This window comes from Streptomyces sp. NPDC079020, from assembly GCF_044542225.1.
In the GTDB taxonomy this organism is placed as follows: domain Bacteria; phylum Actinomycetota; class Actinomycetes; order Streptomycetales; family Streptomycetaceae; genus Streptomyces.
Genome location: NZ_JBITUB010000012.1, coordinates 69,938 through 84,172 on the forward strand (window position 1 = coordinate 69,938; position 14,235 = coordinate 84,172).

General features: G+C 73.2%; 15 protein-coding genes. 6 read left to right on the top strand and 9 right to left on the bottom strand.

What is annotated here, in order from left to right; all coding sequences use genetic code 11:
- Window positions 1-42 precede the first annotated feature (42 nt).
- From ACIGJO_RS24550 to ACIGJO_RS24560, 3 genes are all read right to left on the bottom strand, one after another.
- Window positions 43-540 (bottom strand): nuclear transport factor 2 family protein, encoded by a 498-nt coding sequence (locus ACIGJO_RS24550; protein WP_399961402.1) that lies wholly within the window; start codon window positions 538-540, stop codon window positions 43-45.
- A 98-nt stretch (window positions 541-638) separates the two neighbouring features.
- Complete coding sequence (locus ACIGJO_RS24555; protein ID WP_399961404.1) at window positions 639-1,505, bottom strand: universal stress protein; 867 nt, start codon at window positions 1,503-1,505, stop codon at window positions 639-641.
- A 198-nt stretch (window positions 1,506-1,703) separates the two neighbouring features.
- Window positions 1,704-2,765: a ferric reductase-like transmembrane domain-containing protein gene (locus ACIGJO_RS24560; RefSeq protein WP_399961406.1), complete on the bottom strand. Its 1,062-nt coding sequence runs from the start codon at window positions 2,763-2,765 to the stop codon at window positions 1,704-1,706.
- 230 nt (window positions 2,766-2,995) lie between these two features.
- On the opposite strand from ACIGJO_RS24560, the gene ACIGJO_RS24565 reads away from it, so the two are divergent.
- Together ACIGJO_RS24565 and ACIGJO_RS24570 are read left to right on the top strand one after the other, a co-directional pair.
- Window positions 2,996-3,670 carry a hypothetical protein gene (locus ACIGJO_RS24565; RefSeq protein ID WP_399961408.1) on the top strand — a complete coding sequence of 225 codons (675 nt, stop codon included), beginning with the start codon at window positions 2,996-2,998 and terminating at the stop codon, window positions 3,668-3,670.
- A gap of 175 nt (window positions 3,671-3,845) precedes the next feature.
- Window positions 3,846-4,583, top strand: coding sequence for a sigma-70 family RNA polymerase sigma factor (locus tag ACIGJO_RS24570; RefSeq protein ID WP_399961410.1), 738 nt, complete (start codon window positions 3,846-3,848; stop codon window positions 4,581-4,583).
- 10 nt (window positions 4,584-4,593) lie between these two features.
- Here ACIGJO_RS24570 and ACIGJO_RS24575 read toward each other — a convergent pair whose 3' ends face one another.
- From ACIGJO_RS24575 to ACIGJO_RS24590, 4 genes are all read right to left on the bottom strand, one after another.
- Window positions 4,594-5,928: an MFS transporter gene (locus ACIGJO_RS24575; protein ID WP_399961412.1), complete on the bottom strand. Its 1,335-nt coding sequence runs from the start codon at window positions 5,926-5,928 to the stop codon at window positions 4,594-4,596.
- Window positions 5,929-6,037: 109 nt separating this feature from the next.
- A complete protein-coding gene (locus ACIGJO_RS24580) occupies window positions 6,038-7,330 on the bottom strand; it encodes an argininosuccinate lyase (RefSeq protein ID WP_399961414.1) in 1,293 nt (430 codons plus the stop codon).
- Entirely contained in the window at window positions 7,327-8,451 is a 1,125-nt protein-coding gene (locus ACIGJO_RS24585) for a pyridoxal-phosphate dependent enzyme (RefSeq protein ID WP_399961416.1), read from the bottom strand. Before ACIGJO_RS24585 ends, ACIGJO_RS24580 begins: the two co-directional genes overlap by 4 nt.
- The gene (locus tag ACIGJO_RS24590) at window positions 8,448-9,188 is read right to left on the bottom strand and encodes a class I SAM-dependent methyltransferase (RefSeq protein WP_399961418.1); all 741 of its coding nucleotides are present in this window, start codon (window positions 9,186-9,188) and stop codon (window positions 8,448-8,450) included. The genes ACIGJO_RS24585 and ACIGJO_RS24590 overlap by 4 nt, the downstream gene beginning before the upstream one ends.
- A 266-nt stretch (window positions 9,189-9,454) precedes the next feature.
- Between ACIGJO_RS24590 and ACIGJO_RS24595 the strand changes: the two genes are divergently transcribed.
- Window positions 9,455-9,628, top strand: coding sequence for a hypothetical protein (locus ACIGJO_RS24595; RefSeq protein ID WP_399961420.1), 174 nt, complete (start codon window positions 9,455-9,457; stop codon window positions 9,626-9,628).
- A gap of 88 nt (window positions 9,629-9,716) precedes the next feature.
- On the opposite strand, the gene ACIGJO_RS24600 is transcribed toward ACIGJO_RS24595, so the two are convergent.
- Both ACIGJO_RS24600 and ACIGJO_RS24605 read right to left on the bottom strand, forming a co-directional pair.
- Window positions 9,717-10,589 carry an undecaprenyl-diphosphate phosphatase gene (locus ACIGJO_RS24600; protein ID WP_399961422.1) on the bottom strand — a complete coding sequence of 291 codons (873 nt, stop codon included), beginning with the start codon at window positions 10,587-10,589 and terminating at the stop codon, window positions 9,717-9,719.
- 258 nt (window positions 10,590-10,847) lie between these two features.
- Window positions 10,848-11,558: a TVP38/TMEM64 family protein gene (locus ACIGJO_RS24605; RefSeq protein WP_399961424.1), complete on the bottom strand. Its 711-nt coding sequence runs from the start codon at window positions 11,556-11,558 to the stop codon at window positions 10,848-10,850.
- 265 nt (window positions 11,559-11,823) lie between these two features.
- Here ACIGJO_RS24605 and ACIGJO_RS24610 point away from each other — a divergent pair, with 265 nt between their 5' ends.
- The 3 genes from ACIGJO_RS24610 (at window position 11,824) to ACIGJO_RS24620 (ending at window position 14,198) form a co-directional block, all read left to right on the top strand.
- Complete coding sequence (locus ACIGJO_RS24610; protein WP_399961426.1) at window positions 11,824-11,970, top strand: hypothetical protein; 147 nt, start codon at window positions 11,824-11,826, stop codon at window positions 11,968-11,970.
- Window positions 11,971-12,064: 94 nt separating this feature from the next.
- Complete coding sequence (tuf, locus tag ACIGJO_RS24615) at window positions 12,065-13,240, top strand: elongation factor Tu (protein WP_399961428.1); 1,176 nt, start codon at window positions 12,065-12,067, stop codon at window positions 13,238-13,240.
- 112 nt (window positions 13,241-13,352) lie between these two features.
- On the top strand, window positions 13,353-14,198 hold the full coding sequence (locus ACIGJO_RS24620) for a spermidine synthase (protein WP_399961430.1): 846 nt from the start codon (window positions 13,353-13,355) through the stop codon (window positions 14,196-14,198).
- Window positions 14,199-14,235 lie beyond the last annotated feature (37 nt).

Sequence of the window (14,235 nt, forward strand, 5' to 3'; positions counted from 1 at the left end):
GCGCTGCCGGGGCGGTGCTGGGGAGCGGCGACGCGGAACGGCTCAGGCGGAGTTCGGGCGGGTCGGCGTCCGCCGCCACTTCTCGTGGACGACGACACTGCGGATCCGCCAGCCCGGCTCCGTACGCGACAGCTCGAAGGCGTACCGGCCGCCGGAGACGAAGTCCGGTGCGGTGTCCCCGCCCTCGGCGGGGACACCGGCCGTCGCCGGGGCGGCCAGTCGCATCGGGTTGAGGTAGTCGGCCTGCACCTCGGCACGGTCACCCGGGTAGCCGCCCAGATCCTGGAGGCCGATCCGGCGGTTGACGATCAGATGCTGACGTACGGAGAAGAGCCGCATCGTCTCCGCCAGCCACTGCGTGACCTCGGCGGCCGGCCCCTCCACACCGCCCGCGCCGCGGTAGTCGGCGCGGCCGTCCGGGGTGAACAGGGAGCCGTAGTCCGACCAGGCGCCGTCGTCGACGGCCACCGCGTAGTCAGTGATCACGGCATCGATGGCGAGCTGATCCATTACGGTCGCGAGTGCCACACGCTGTGTCATCGGCCAAGTCTCCGTCAGGACGTGCGCGAGGCCAAGAGGCTCGCACGGACGGTTGCCGTCCGCGTCGGCGCGGACGGCAACGGACTGCGCCGTCGGCCTCAGCAGGGGACGACGGCCACCGGCCCCAGCGCGTGTGTGACGGTCGTCTGTGCCACCGGCGACAGCCCCAGTCCCAGCGACTCGCCGCCCTTGCGCCGTCCGATCACGGTCAGCGCCGCCGTGGCCGAAGCGGTGACCAGGGTGCGTGAAGCGGAACCGCTGACCGGTTCGCGTACGACTTCCACCTGCGGGTACTTCTCCTGCCGGCCCGCGGTGAGTTCCGCGAGGGTCCGCTCCGCCGAGTCTGCCGCGGCCTCCCGGTCGAAGACGGGGCCGCCCGACAGCATCGAGGAGAACATCGTCCAGCCGTGCACGATGCGCAGCCGTGCGCCCGGCCGGGAGGCGGCGGTCTCGAAGGCGAAGTCCAGCACCGCCTCGCTGCTCTCGTCGGCGGCCACCCCCGCGACGATGTCGGGGAAGACGGGTTCGGTGGCCGCCGCGTCGTCCTCGTCACCGCGGCCGCTGTGGATGACGACGACGGGGCACTGGGCCATCGAGGCGGTCGCCAGGCTGTTGGAGCCGATCATCAGCGACCGGAATCCGCCGAGACCGCGCGAACCCACCACGACCATCGACGCGTCGCCGCTGAGCGAGACCAGCGCGGCCGAGGGGAAGTCCAGCGGCGCGAGGGTCGAGGGGTGCAGCTCCGGGGCGATCAGCTTGGTCCGGCGCACGGACTCGGTGAGCAGTTCCTCGGCCTCGCGCTGCTGAGTCTCCTGGCCGATCCGGCGGGTGAGCGGCCGGACGTGCACGATCATCAGGGGCAGACGCCGCCGCACGGCCTCGTGGGTGGCCCAGTCGAGCGCGTCCCAACTGTGCGGCGAACCGTCCACGGCGGCGATCACGGGAAGCTCGTTGGTGGTCATGGTTCCCTCCAGGGTGCGGGGCCTGCGCGTCCCAGCCTTGTCCTCGTGGGGCCGGAACGGGAGGGACTTTCGGCCCTGACCGCAGGTCCGAAGCCCTCCTTTGCCTGCTGTGTGTCCCGGTTGGCAGCCATACGTCCCGGAACGGGGTCCTCCCGTTACGCTACGGCCGCCCGGCGCGCGGCGCCCCGGCGGGCTGCGTCAGTCGTGGTTGTGGCTGGAGGACGTGTCGTCCGGCGGTACGGACCGGCCGCCGTCGTTGCCGCCGACCACGACGGCGACGAGGGCCACCAGGATTCCGGCCACGACGAGACGGCCGCCCAGGCGAAGGCTCCAGCGTCCCCAGGATCCGCGAGGGCCGTCGCCGCCGGGCCGGGCGGGCAGCCGTTCCGAGCGGCGGGCCGGCCGCAGGAGGCGCAGGAGCAGCAGGGCCGCGATCGGCAGCTGGAGGAGCCACACGCTGGTGCGGAACCAGCCGTCGTACCAGACGTTCGTCCCGTAGAGCAGGGTGTGCCAGACGCTCAGCACATAGACGACGATCACGCAGCGGTGCAGGACGCGCCAGGTCCTGGGGCCGATGCGATGTCTCACGTAGAAGAGCAGGCCCAGCGGTATCGCGAGATAGAGGGCCGCCTGCCCGACGGGGATGGCGACGCGGCCGGTGCCCGAGTCGTAGCCGCCGGGGACGAGCGCTTCTGTGAGGGCGGTGGCGAGTGCCGAGTTCCAGGCCGCCGTGTCGTGCCGGACCAGCTCCGCGGCGAACAGCAGCGCGTGGGCCGCGATGAGCGCGATGGTGTTGAGGCTCGTGGTGCGGTGCAGGCGTTCCAGACGCGGGCCCGAAACCGGCCGGCGCCCCGGGCGGGAGCCGGACAGCAGGAGGCCGAGGACGACCGTTCCCCAGGCCCAGAGCAGCGCGGACCAGCCGAACGCCTGGCTCAGGAAGTACATCCAGAAGCCGCCCGCGTCGGCCATGAACGGCATGACGGTGACGGTCGAGGAGGACTTGTCGCGGATCCGGACGTAGAGCAGCGCGAAGACAGCCGCGGTCACGGCGAGGGCGACGAGGCCGTCGGGCAGGGAGGCGCGCAGATCGGACCGGAGGGTGGGCCGAGGCTGCCGAGGGCCGGGGGCGGCGCCGGGATCGACGCCGGCGCCGGGTTCCGGGAGGGGGCCGGGACCGGGACCTGGGCTGCCGGCCGGTGCGGGGGCATGTGCGGGGGCGGCGGTCTCGGCCGGTTCGGGTGCGGCGGGCGGGTTCGTCATACGGCCTCTTCGGTGGCGTCGGCTGGCGGGGCGGATGCGTGGCCCCGGGCCACGAGGCATGCGCAGAAGCGTTGTTGGAGCAGTCGGGAGGGAGAGGGGGAAAGTTCCCCGGAGGTGCGTGTGATATGGATCACTCACTACGTGTATCGCCTGATGTCGGATGAACTGCGGCTATCCGGTGATCTGTTGCTCTTCTCGTGGGGGCAGGTGACGCTGGCACGATGGCCGCCATGGGAGCCGGACCCGCACCCCGCCTCGTACGGACCGTGATGTTCGCGGTCGTGTGCGTCGCCGTGTCCGGGCTCGGGCACGCGCTCATGTCCGGCGGGAGCCTGCCGCCGCTCGGCCTCGTGTCCGCCTTCCTGCTGGTGTGCGGAGGCGGCTGGTGGCTGGCGGGCCGTGCGCGGAGCGCACCCGTGACCGTGGCGGCGGGCGCCGTGGGCCAGCTGTCGCTGCACACCTTCTTCACCTCCGTGCAGCCCTGTCTGCCGGGTGCCATGGGGGCGGGCGGCCGGGGGAGCGCCGGTTCCTCCTCCGGTGCCATGACGCATGCGGCGCACGACACGATGTCCGGGGCCCCCGTGGACGCGATGGCGTCGGCGTCGGTCCTCGACGGCTCCCCGGCCGGTGTGGGCATGCTCATGGCGCATGTGATCGCCGGACTGCTCTGCGGCTGGTGGCTGTGGGGCGGTGAGGCGGCGCTCCTCCAACTCGGCCGCTCCCTGGCCCTGTTCGTGTGTGCCCCGCTGCGGTCGGCCTGGCGGCTCTGGTCGGCCCGTGAGGCGGGCCGGAGCCCCTTGGCACGGTGGCGGCCCCGGCGCAGGCCGGGGCGCCGCCTCCAGGACCTCCTCGCGCTGCACGGGCTCTCCCGGCGGGGACCACCCCCGCGCGTCCGCCTTCTCTGACCTTCACCCGCCCCGTCGGGCCGGTATGCCCCGGGGCGGTTGCGGGTGCGCGCGCCCACCCCGGGTGCGGCACCTGCGACAGGCATGCCGGTCCCACGGGCGACACCGCCCCGGGAGACGGCGACGAGGAGCCGCGCGCGGGTACGCCGCGGCTCCGCGAGGACGCGAAGGAACCATGGCGATGCCCCCTGCCCCGATGTCCCCTGCCCAGGCGCTCCCCGCACGGGTGCCCTCCGCACCGCCGGCCCCGGCACCGCGGATCCCCGTACGGGTGCCCCGGCCCCGGGTGTTCTCCGCCCGGCAGAACGACTTACAGATCACCGGCTGGGCACTCGCCGCCGGAGGCGGCGACCGGGAGGCCGCCGAGCAGTTCGTCCGGGCGACCTACGACGACGTACGACGGTTCGTCGCCCATCTCAGCGCGGATGTCCCGGGCGCCGACGACCTGGCCCAGGAGACCTATCTGCGGGCCATGACCGGTCTGGCGCGATTCGCGGGCCGTTCCTGCGCGCGGACCTGGCTGCTGTCGATCGCGCGGCGCGTCGTGATCGACCGTCACCGCACGGCCGCCGCCCGTCCCAGGATCGCCGACACCGCCGACTGGCAGGCCGCGGTGGAGCGTGCCCAGCCCCGTCACCTGCCCGGATTCGACGAGTCCGTCGCGGTGTTCGACGCGTTGCGGAGTCTGGAGCCCGCCCGCCGGCAGGCCTTCGTGCTCACCCAGCTCCTGGGTCTCTCCTACGAGGAGGCGGCCGCCGCGGCCGGATGCCCCATCGGTACGGTGCGCTCCCGGGTGGCCCGTGCCCGGCGGGATCTCGCGGAGCTGTGGGGTCCGGAGCCCGGCGGACGGCAGCCCGCCACCCGCACCGGCAACCCCGCGGACCCGTACGTCCCGTGCCGGGACAGCCCCTGAGAGCTCTCCCTCAGCGCGAGGTACGGAACGGTCCGCCGGGTCCGCCCGGCGGCCGTTGCGTGCTCGGGCGGCGGGCGGCCCCGGATGCCGGTGCCGCCCGCCCGCCGAGGAGGACCAGAGGCAGCAGCAGCCCCTGGAGACACACCGCGGCCCAGAAACCCCGTGCGGAGCCGGCCGCCTCCGCCGCCCCGTACAGCAGACCGCCGACCACCCCGCTCCCGAACGCGCCGATGCCCGCCGCCAGTCGCTGGCGCCCGAAGACCGCCGCCGCGGGGGCGGGGGAGCGTGCCAGGGCCTCCAGGTCGTTCTTCAGGAAGAGAACGGCTTCCCCCAGGCACATCAGGGCGCTGCCCGCGCCGATGCCCACGTGTCCGCCCAGGCCGATGCCCGCCGTACCCGCCGCCATGGCTCCGAAGCCCAGCCGCATCGCGCCCCGGTACGTCAGGGCGGCGATCCGCCGGGACAGCAGTGGCTGCGCGAGGACCAGGAGGCCGGCGTAGCCCGTCAGCACGGCTCCGTAGAAGGCCGCCGAGGTAAGCGGCACCGCGTACAGCGCCAGATAGTGCTGGAAGAACATGAACACGTACACGCTCAGGACCGTCACCGCGAAGGGCGAAGGTTCCCGCCGCCGGTCACCGCCCCCGCTCCCGGCGCTCGGGTCCTCCGTGCTCCCGTCCTCACCGCTCCGGTCCTCACCGTTCCCGTCAGGCCGGTCCGCCGTTGGCGGCGTCGCCTTCCGCTCCGGTGCCGTCGTCCCTGTGGCGGTCCCCTTCCCCTTCCCCTTCGCCGGAGGCAGCAGCGCGTGGCCGATGCCCACGAGCGTGAACAGCCCGGTGACGCAGGAGAAGAGCACGGCGGGCGAGCCGAGGACGAGCGGTGCGGCGAGCGGCGGCCCCAGCGCCATGCCCGCGTTGAACGCCGAACCGCTCGCCGACAGCAGCCGGGGCCGTTCCGCCCCGGTGGCGCCGTCCACCAGGTACGCCTTGTTGGCGGGCAGATAGAGCGCGGCCCCGGCCGACACCAGGAACAGGGCCCCGACCGCGAGGACCGGACTGGTCAGCCCCGGTACGAACGCCGCGAACCCGGCGGTACGCAGAGCCAGCGCCAGCAGCATCGACCTCCGCAGCCCGATCCGCCCGGTCACCGGCCCCGCGACGATGCCCCCGGAGAACTGGATCAGCGAGGCGACGGCCAGCACGGAGCCGACCGTGCCCAGACCCAGCCCGAGCCGCTGGTGCAGCAGCACCGACATGTACGGCAGGACGGCGAAGCTGCCCAGCGTGATCAGGAAGGAACCGGCCAGCAGGAACACCTGCGGAGCGGTGAACCGCCGTCGGCCGGGCACGCGTCCACCGTCCACCGCCCCGCCCGACCGCCGTCCGTTCACCGCCCGCCGCGTCCGCAGCCGGCCGTTCGTCCGCCGCCGCCCGCCCGTACGCCGGTGCTCCGCACGCTCACGCCCCGCCGACGACGATCGGGCGCACCCGGGTCGCCGCGCTCCAGGCCCGGTGCTGTGCCAGCTCGGCGGTGGCCGCCTCGGCCAGCACGATGCCGGTGCAGCCCCGCTGGTCGGTGACATGGGCGAGGGTCTCACCGGGCTCCCGGGTGGGATACCACTGCACGGAGCCGGGGAACGCGGCCAGTTCACCCAGACCGTGCCAGCCCTTGAGCACTCCCGGGCGGTCCGCATGGACGAGGACGAAGCCGTACGCGGGCCCCGTACGGTCCAGCGGGGCGTCCATCAGACCCGGCCTGCGGCCGAGTGCCTCCTCCATCATCGCCGTGTACACGTTCGTTCCCAGCGAGCGGCACAGCACCTCGCCCACCAGGGCACCGCCGATCCTGCGGTTGATCTCGACCAGTTCCGGGCCGTGCGCGGTGAGGATGAACTCCACATGGGCGAAGCCCCGGTGGTGCCCGGCCGCGTGCAGGACCCGGCCGGCCCAGCGTTCGATCCCGCGCCGGCCGCCGTCGTTCCGCGCGCCGCCGTGCCCGTCACCGGGTTCGTCGTCGGGGGCCTCGTGGCCGGGGGCCTCGTCGTCGGGCAGCGCCACCGGAAACGCGGCCGCCTCCTCCCGTACCGCAGGTTCCCGGGAGGTCTGGCGGCTGAGCACACCGAGCAGCCGGGTGGTGCCGTCCCAGCTCAGCGTCTCCGCGCTGTACAGCGGCCCGGCGAGGAACGCCTCGGCGAACAGCGAGCCCATCAACGGCTGTTGGGCGGCCTCGTCCAGAGCCCGGTGCAGCGACTCCTCGTCGTGGACGATCCAGACATTGCGCGACGAGGTGCCCGCCGAGTCCTTGAGCACCGCGGGCAGTCCCACCCGGCGCAGCACCTCCCCGGCCCCCGGCCGTCCCCCGGTGAGGCGCACGGCCGTGCTCCGGCTCAGCCCCCGCGCGTGCAGCAGGGCGCGTACCCGCGACTTGTCGCGCAGCAGCCGGACCGCGTCGGGGGCGGGGCCCGGCAGCCCGGAGGAGGCCGCGAGTTCGGCGGCGGGCACGCTCCAGGTGTCGGTGGTGTTGATCAGTCCGGCCACGTCGGGTACGGCGGCCAGCGCGCGGCGCGTCGCCGACGGGTCGCGCGTGTCGACGTCGACGACGGTCAACGCGTCCGGCGGCAGCGTGGCGAGCTCGTGCCGGTACACGGACCGGTCGCCCGTGAGCAGACACAGACGATGCCCGGTCTCCGCGGCGGCCGCCGCCATCCGGCCGAGCCCGAAGGACAGGGACTCCAGCGCGACGAGGGTCATGGCAGCAGCTCCACGGTCGGTACGGGGACGGGGTTCCCGGCGTTGCCGGACGCGGGTGCGGCGCGTCGCGCCCACTCCAGTACCGACCACGGCGGACGCAGCGCGTCCAGTGACTCGATGCGACGGGGCCGCAGGGCGGACATGTCCAGCGCCTCGCGGTGGCGGGCGAAGACCCGCTCCGCGTACCGGTGTCCGGTGTCGGCACCCAGGACCAGATGCAGCCGCCCCGGGGCGCGGGCGGCCTCCCACGACGCGACGAGGTGCGCCGCACCGGTGGACAGACCGGCGAAGACCGCGTGCCGGCGCAGCAGGCCGACCGCCCCGGCCATCGCGTGCCGGAAGTCCAGCCAGTGGACGGTGTCGTACAGCTCGTGGCGGACGTTCTCGAACGGGATGGAGCTGCCGATGCCCGCGATGATGGCTTCCGGGTCGCTGAACCCCTCGCTGCCGAACGTCACGCTGCCGAACGGCTGGATGCCCACCAGCCGCACCGGGCGCCCGGTTTCGCGCAGCGCCTGGACGAGCCCGCCGGTGGACGCTCCGGTGCCCACCGCGCCCACGACGGTCACCGGCCCCCCGGGCAGCGACCCGGTGATGAGGTCGGCGAACTCGCGGTACCCCTCGTAGTGGACGGAGTCGTGGTACTGCCGCATCCAGTGGAAGTCGGGGCGTTCCGCGAGCAGCCGGCGCACATGGCGTACGCGGCGTTCCTGGTCGAGCAGCAGGCTCTGCGACGGCGGCATCTGGTCGACCGTCGCGCCCAGGATCTCCAGCTGGGCGCGCATCACCGAGTCGACGGTGGTGGACGCCACGATGTGGCACCGCAGCCCGTAGCGGTGACAGGCCATGGCGAGGGCCAGGGCGTAGATCCCGCTCGAACTGTCGATCAGCGTCTGCCCCGGAGCGACGCGTCCGCGGCGCAGGAGCGAGCGGACGGCGCCGAGTGCCGCGTACACCTTCATCGTCTCGAACCGGGCGAGCACGACATCGCCGTCCAGCCGGATCAGGTCCGGTGTCCTGACCGCGTCGGTGATGTGCTCATGGACGGGGGCGGGGCCGGGGGAGGGGAGGGGGAGCGGGGCGGTGGCGGGACGCGGGCCCGGCTCCGCGCGGGGCCTCACTTGCGCCGCCCGCGGACGATCAGACGGGCGGACCGGTGGTCGTAGCCGGATCCGTCGAAGCCGCCGAAGCACTCCACATCGGTGAATCCCGCGTCCTCGAACAGCGTCTGCAGCTCGGCGGCGCTGTAGAGCCAGGACGTCAGGGAGGCGGTACGCGCCGAGGTGCCGCGCACCAGCGTCCAGTCGGTCCGCAGCCGGCGCCAGCTGTCGAGGACGACATCGCGCTGGACCACGTACGAACCGTCCGGCAGATCGACGGCCTGCGGACGCCCGATCCAGCCGGCCAGCACCTCCTTGCCCATGACGTCCACCAGGAGCTGCCCGCCCGGGGCGAGGCTCCGGTACGCGTTGCGGAGCACCTGGAGGTTGTCCTCGGGATCGTTGAAGTAGCCGAACGAGGTGAAGACGTTCAGCACGACGTCGAAGGCGCCGGGCACCGCGTACGTGAGCATGTCCGCCCGCTCCAGCCGCGCTTCGGCGCCCGCCCGCGCACAGGCACCGCCGGCCCGTTCCAGCATCGTGGGCGAGAGGTCGACCCCCGTGACCTCGTATCCGCGCAGGGCCAGCGGCACGACGAAGAGCCCCGGGCCGCAGCACAGGTCGAGCACCCGCGAGCCCGGCGCGAAGTCCAGCAGGGGGGAGGTGCCCACCAGGTCCGCGGCGGCCTCGGCGCGGGCGGGCGGGAACATCGTGGGCGCGAAATCCGACCAGAGCGCGTCGTCCTCGTACCAGTGCATGCCTCTCGGCCTCCTCCCGGGCCCAAGGGCCCTGACTGCGCACGTACCTCTGAGCGTTCCTTCCAGTAGTCGGAGGTGAGGTACGGGGAGTTCCCGGGGACCGCTGCGGAGGCAGCCGGGGGCCCATGGCCCGGCGGAGGGACACCGCCGGGCCATGGGGGAATCGGCCGTGGACGGGGTGTCCGGCCGGCCGGATCCGTCGGGCGTGGGTCCGTGCGCCCCGGATCAGCCGCCAGCTGCATGCGTGTGGGGGGACGGTGATGTGGGTGGCTTCGCCCGATGCCGCGGAGGCCAAGAAGGCGGCTCCCGAGCGAGCCTTCAACAACCCCGTGGCCCGTGAGTGGACCGAGGCGCTCTTCGACCAGCACCGGGCGTTCTATCCCGACGTCACGTACAGCCTCGCCTTCACGCTCGCCGGCACCGTCGCCGACGTGGACTGAACCCCCGGACGAGGACGGCCCCGGCCCGGGGCGACGGGACGGGGCCGGGGCGGTCACGCGGTCCGTGGTGGATCCGGCGGCCGGGGGGCTAGCCCGCCGACTCACCCGCGTGCGGGCTCAGCACACCGGCCGCGACCAGGGCGAACAGGAGGATGCCGAGGAGCACCCGGTAGATGACGAACGGCATGAAGCTCTTGGTTGTGATGAATTTCATGAACCATGAGATGACGGCGTACCCGACACCGAAGGCGATCAGGGTGGCGAAGATCGTCGGTCCCCAGGACACATGGCCCTCGCCCGCGTCCTTCAGCTCGAAGACGCCCGAGGCCAGTACGGCCGGGATCGCCAGCAGGAACGAGTACCGCGCCGCCGCCTCACGGGTGTAGCCCATCAGCAGACCACCGCTGATCGTGGCGCCGGAGCGGGAGACGCCGGGGATCAGCGCCATGGCCTGGCAGAAACCGAAGATCAGGCCGTCCCTGACCCCCAGCTCCTTGAGGGACTTGCGCTCCTTCACCGCGCGGTGCTTGCCGCCCGCCTCGTCGCGGGCGGCGAGCCGGTCCGCGATTCCGAGGACGATGCCCATCACGATGAGAGTCGTCGCGATCAGCCGCAGATCCCGGAACGGGCCCTCGATCTGATCCTTGAACGTCACGCCGAGCACACCGATCGGGATCGAGCCGACGATGACCAGCCAGCCCATCTGCGCATCGTGGTCGCTGCGCATCGAGGCGTTGGTGAGCGACCGGAACCAGGCCGACACGATCCGGACGATGTCCTTGCGGAAGTAGATGAGTACCGCCGCTTCCGTGCCGATCTGGGTGATGGCGGTGAACGCCGCCCCCGGGTCGTGCCAGCCGGCGAACGCCGCGGTCAGCCGCAGATGGGCGCTGGAGGAGATCGGCAGGAACTCGGTCAGTCCCTGAACGAGGCCCAGGACGAATGATTCGAACCAGCTCATGGGGCTTTGGCCATCCCGGAGGTGATCGTGCATCGGCCGGTGGGCACAGGGCCGCCGGCAGCGTGCGGATTGCGGTCAAAGGGGAAGGGACGCATCAGGGCATCGGCCCCGGGGATCCTTTGTGGGTCGCGGGCAGCGTATCGCCTGTGAGTGAACGTTCTGCCGCCTGCCCCCGCCGCCCGCCCCCGGCACCGGGGGTGCCCGCCCCGCGGTACTCGTGCTGCCGCGGCCTCCGGGCCTCCCTCGCCGGCGTCCGGGTCATTCGCCGCTCAGCCGGTGGCGTTTGCGCCAGGCGACCAGCGCCCCGCCGAGGCCGGACACCACGATGAACCCCATCGCGGCCAGGAACGCGGGCGACGTCGGCGAGGCCGCCTCGCTGCCCGCGATGACGTACGCGGCCGTATTGGGTATCGAGCCGATTCCCGTGGCCAGCAGGAACGGCGGATACCCCATGCGCGAGGTCGCCGCGCAGTAGTTGGCTGCGGCGAAGGGCACCCCGGGGAAGAGCCGGAGAGCCAGCATCGACCGGAAGCCGTGCCGGCTCAGCACCCCGTCGGCGGCCTTGAGCCAGCGCCCGCGCAGCAGCGGGCGCAGCGCGTCCTGGCCCAGCACCCGGCCCAGCATGAACGAGACTCCCGCACCGAGCACCGTGCCCGCCAGGGCCGCCGCCAGCCCCGCCTGCGTGCCGAACAGGGCACCCGCGGCGATGTTGAGGAGGGGGCGCGGGACGAAGGCCACCGTGCAGGCCCCGTACGCGAGGCCGAACAGCATGGCGGCGGCGCCGCCGGTCAGCTGAGGGGGCCACCCCGAGGCCAGCAGTCGCTGTGGTTCGAACAGCAGCATCGTCGACGCGGCGGCCAGCAGCACCACCACGAGCAGGGAGAACCGGGACCAGGGCGAGAGCAGCGCCCTCGAACAGCGCATGGCGAGACCACCGGTGGGCCGGGCCGCGGGGACGGGGTCGAACATTCGGGGAGAGTAACCGAAACGTGTGTGTGATCGCCGTAATGCGCAGATGGCGGGCACCTCACGCGACATCCCACGCGGGCACCCCACGTGACACCCCGAGCGGGCACCCCGAGCAGGCATCCCACGCGGGCGTTCCGCGCAAGCCGTCGGCGATGCCGGGAGGAGCCGCGCCTGTGCCGTCGGGCGCCCGCCAGGGAGGTACGGGACAGCTTCCGGGCACCGAAAACCATTCGACGCGGCCGTACCGCCGGGCCATCATCGGGGCATGTTCCGGTACGCCTTCCCCGCAGCGTCGTCCGCAGTCGCGGACGCGCCGAAGGCTGCCGAGAGCGCTGTCGCGGTCATCGCGGCAGCCGCCTTCCCCGCCGCGGTCTCCTGCGCGGCGGCGCCCATCGGCGGCGCCCGAAGCTGACCCTCCCCCGACAGTCCGGCGGACCCCGCAGGGGGAGGGTCGGCGGGACCTGGGGTCCTCTGCACTCAGCTTCGATTCTCCGAAGGAACGAGCCATGCCCAAGACGGCGTACGTACGGACCAAGCCGCACCTCAACATCGGCACCATGGGCCATGTCGACCACGGCAAGACCACGCTCACCGCCGCCATCACCAAGGTGCTCAGCGAGCGCGGCGGCAGCAGTACCTCCTATGTGTCGTTCGACCGGATCGACCGGGCGCCCGAGGAGGCCCAGCGCGGCATCACCATCAACATCGCGCACGTCGAGTACGAGACCGACACCCGGCACTACGCGCATGTCGACATGCCGGGCCATGCCGACTACATCAAGAACATGGTCACAGGTGCGGCGCAGCTCGACGGAGCGATCCTCGTCGTCTCCGCGCTCGACGGGATCATGCCGCAGACCGCCGAGCACGTGCTGCTCGCCCGTCAGGTCGGGGTCGACCACATCGTCGTCGCCCTCAACAAGGCCGACGCGGGCGACCCGGAACTGACCGACCTGGTCGAGCTGGAGGTCCGCGAGCTGCTCTCCGCGCACGGCTACGGCGGCGACACCGTGCCCGTGGTGCGGGTCTCCGGCCTCAAGGCGCTGGAGGGCGACCCCCGGTGGACCACCGCGATCGAGGGGCTGCTGGACGCCGTCGACACCTACGTGCCGATGCCGGTGCGGTACACCGACGCGCCGTTCCTGCTGCCGGTGGAGAACGTCCTGACCATCACCGGCCGGGGCACGGTCGTCACCGGCGCCGTGGAGCGCGGCACCGTACGTGTCGGTGACCGGGTGGCCGTGCTCGGCGCGGACATCGACACGGTCGTCACCGGCCTGGAGACCTTCGGCAAGCCGATGGAGTCCGCCGAGGCCGGCGACAACGTGGCGTTGCTGCTGCGCGGAGTGGAGCGCGACCGGGTCCGCCGCGGTCATGTGGTGGCGGCGCCGGGCAGCCTGACCCCGAGCCGCCGGTTCACCGCGCAGGTGTACGTGCTGTCGGCGCGGGAGGGCGGCCGGACCACCGCGGTCGGCACCGGCTACCGGCCGCAGTTCTACATCCGTACGGCGGACGTCGTCGGGGACGTGGACCTCGGCGAGGCGGCGGTCGCGCGCCCCGGCGACACGGTCACCATGACCGTCGAGCTGGGCCGTGACATCCCGCTGGAGGCCGGCCTCGGCTTCGCGATCCGCGAGGGCGGCCGCACGGTCGGCGCCGGTACGGTCACCGGACTGCTCTGACGGACCGGGACTCGTGGACCCGTCCCCGCAGACCGCGGGCGCGGGTCCACGAGGGCACCGCTGCGGGTCCGCGCGGTGCGGAGCAGCGCGGACCACGCCGCACAATGGGGGAGTGAACGAGCCGATACCCGTCATCCGCGACGTCGACCGCGGCACCGCCCGCCTGCTGCCCGATGTGGACCGCGAGCGGGCCTGGCTGCTGACGGTCGATGACGCGCCCCAGTCCTATGTCGACCTCGACGACCCGACGTACCTCGAATTCGAGTACGTCCGAAGGCTTGCCCACGCCGTCGACTGCGCCGCCGTACCCCATACCCCGCTCGATGTGGTGCACCTGGGCGGCGGCGCCCTGACCCTGCCCCGCTACGTCGCGGCGACCCGGCCCGGATCACGGCAGCACGTGGCCGAGGCGGACCGCGCACTGCTGGACCTGGTCGGGGAGCACCTTCCGGTGCCGGAGGGCAGCGGCATCACGGTCCACGGCGCCGACGCCCGGGGGTGGCTGGAGCAGGCCGCGCCGGGCTCGGCCGATGTCCTGGTCGCCGATGTGTTCGGCGGCTCCCGGGTTCCCGCCCAGCTGACCTCCGTCGAGTACGCGAGGGCCGCCGGGCGGGTCCTGCGCGCGGACGGGCTCTACGCCGCCAATCTGGCCGACGGCGCTCCGTTCGGCTTTCTGCGCTCGCAGCTCGCCAACTTCGCCGCGGTCTTCGCCGAGCTGGCGCTGATCGCCGAACCGGCCGTGCTGCGCGGCCGGAGGTTCGGCAACGTCGTGCTCATCGCCTCGCACACGACCCTCGACACGGCGGCGCTCGCCCGCCGCTGCGCCGCCGACGCCTTTCCGGCCAGGGTCGAGTACGACGACGCCCTCGTAGGGTTCATCGGCGCGGCGGAGCCGGTCACGGACGCGGACGCGGTCGCCTCACCCGTACCGCCGGACGGGGCGTTCGGCATCGGCTGAGGGACAAGTGCCGGACCCGGGCGGGAACGGCGGACGC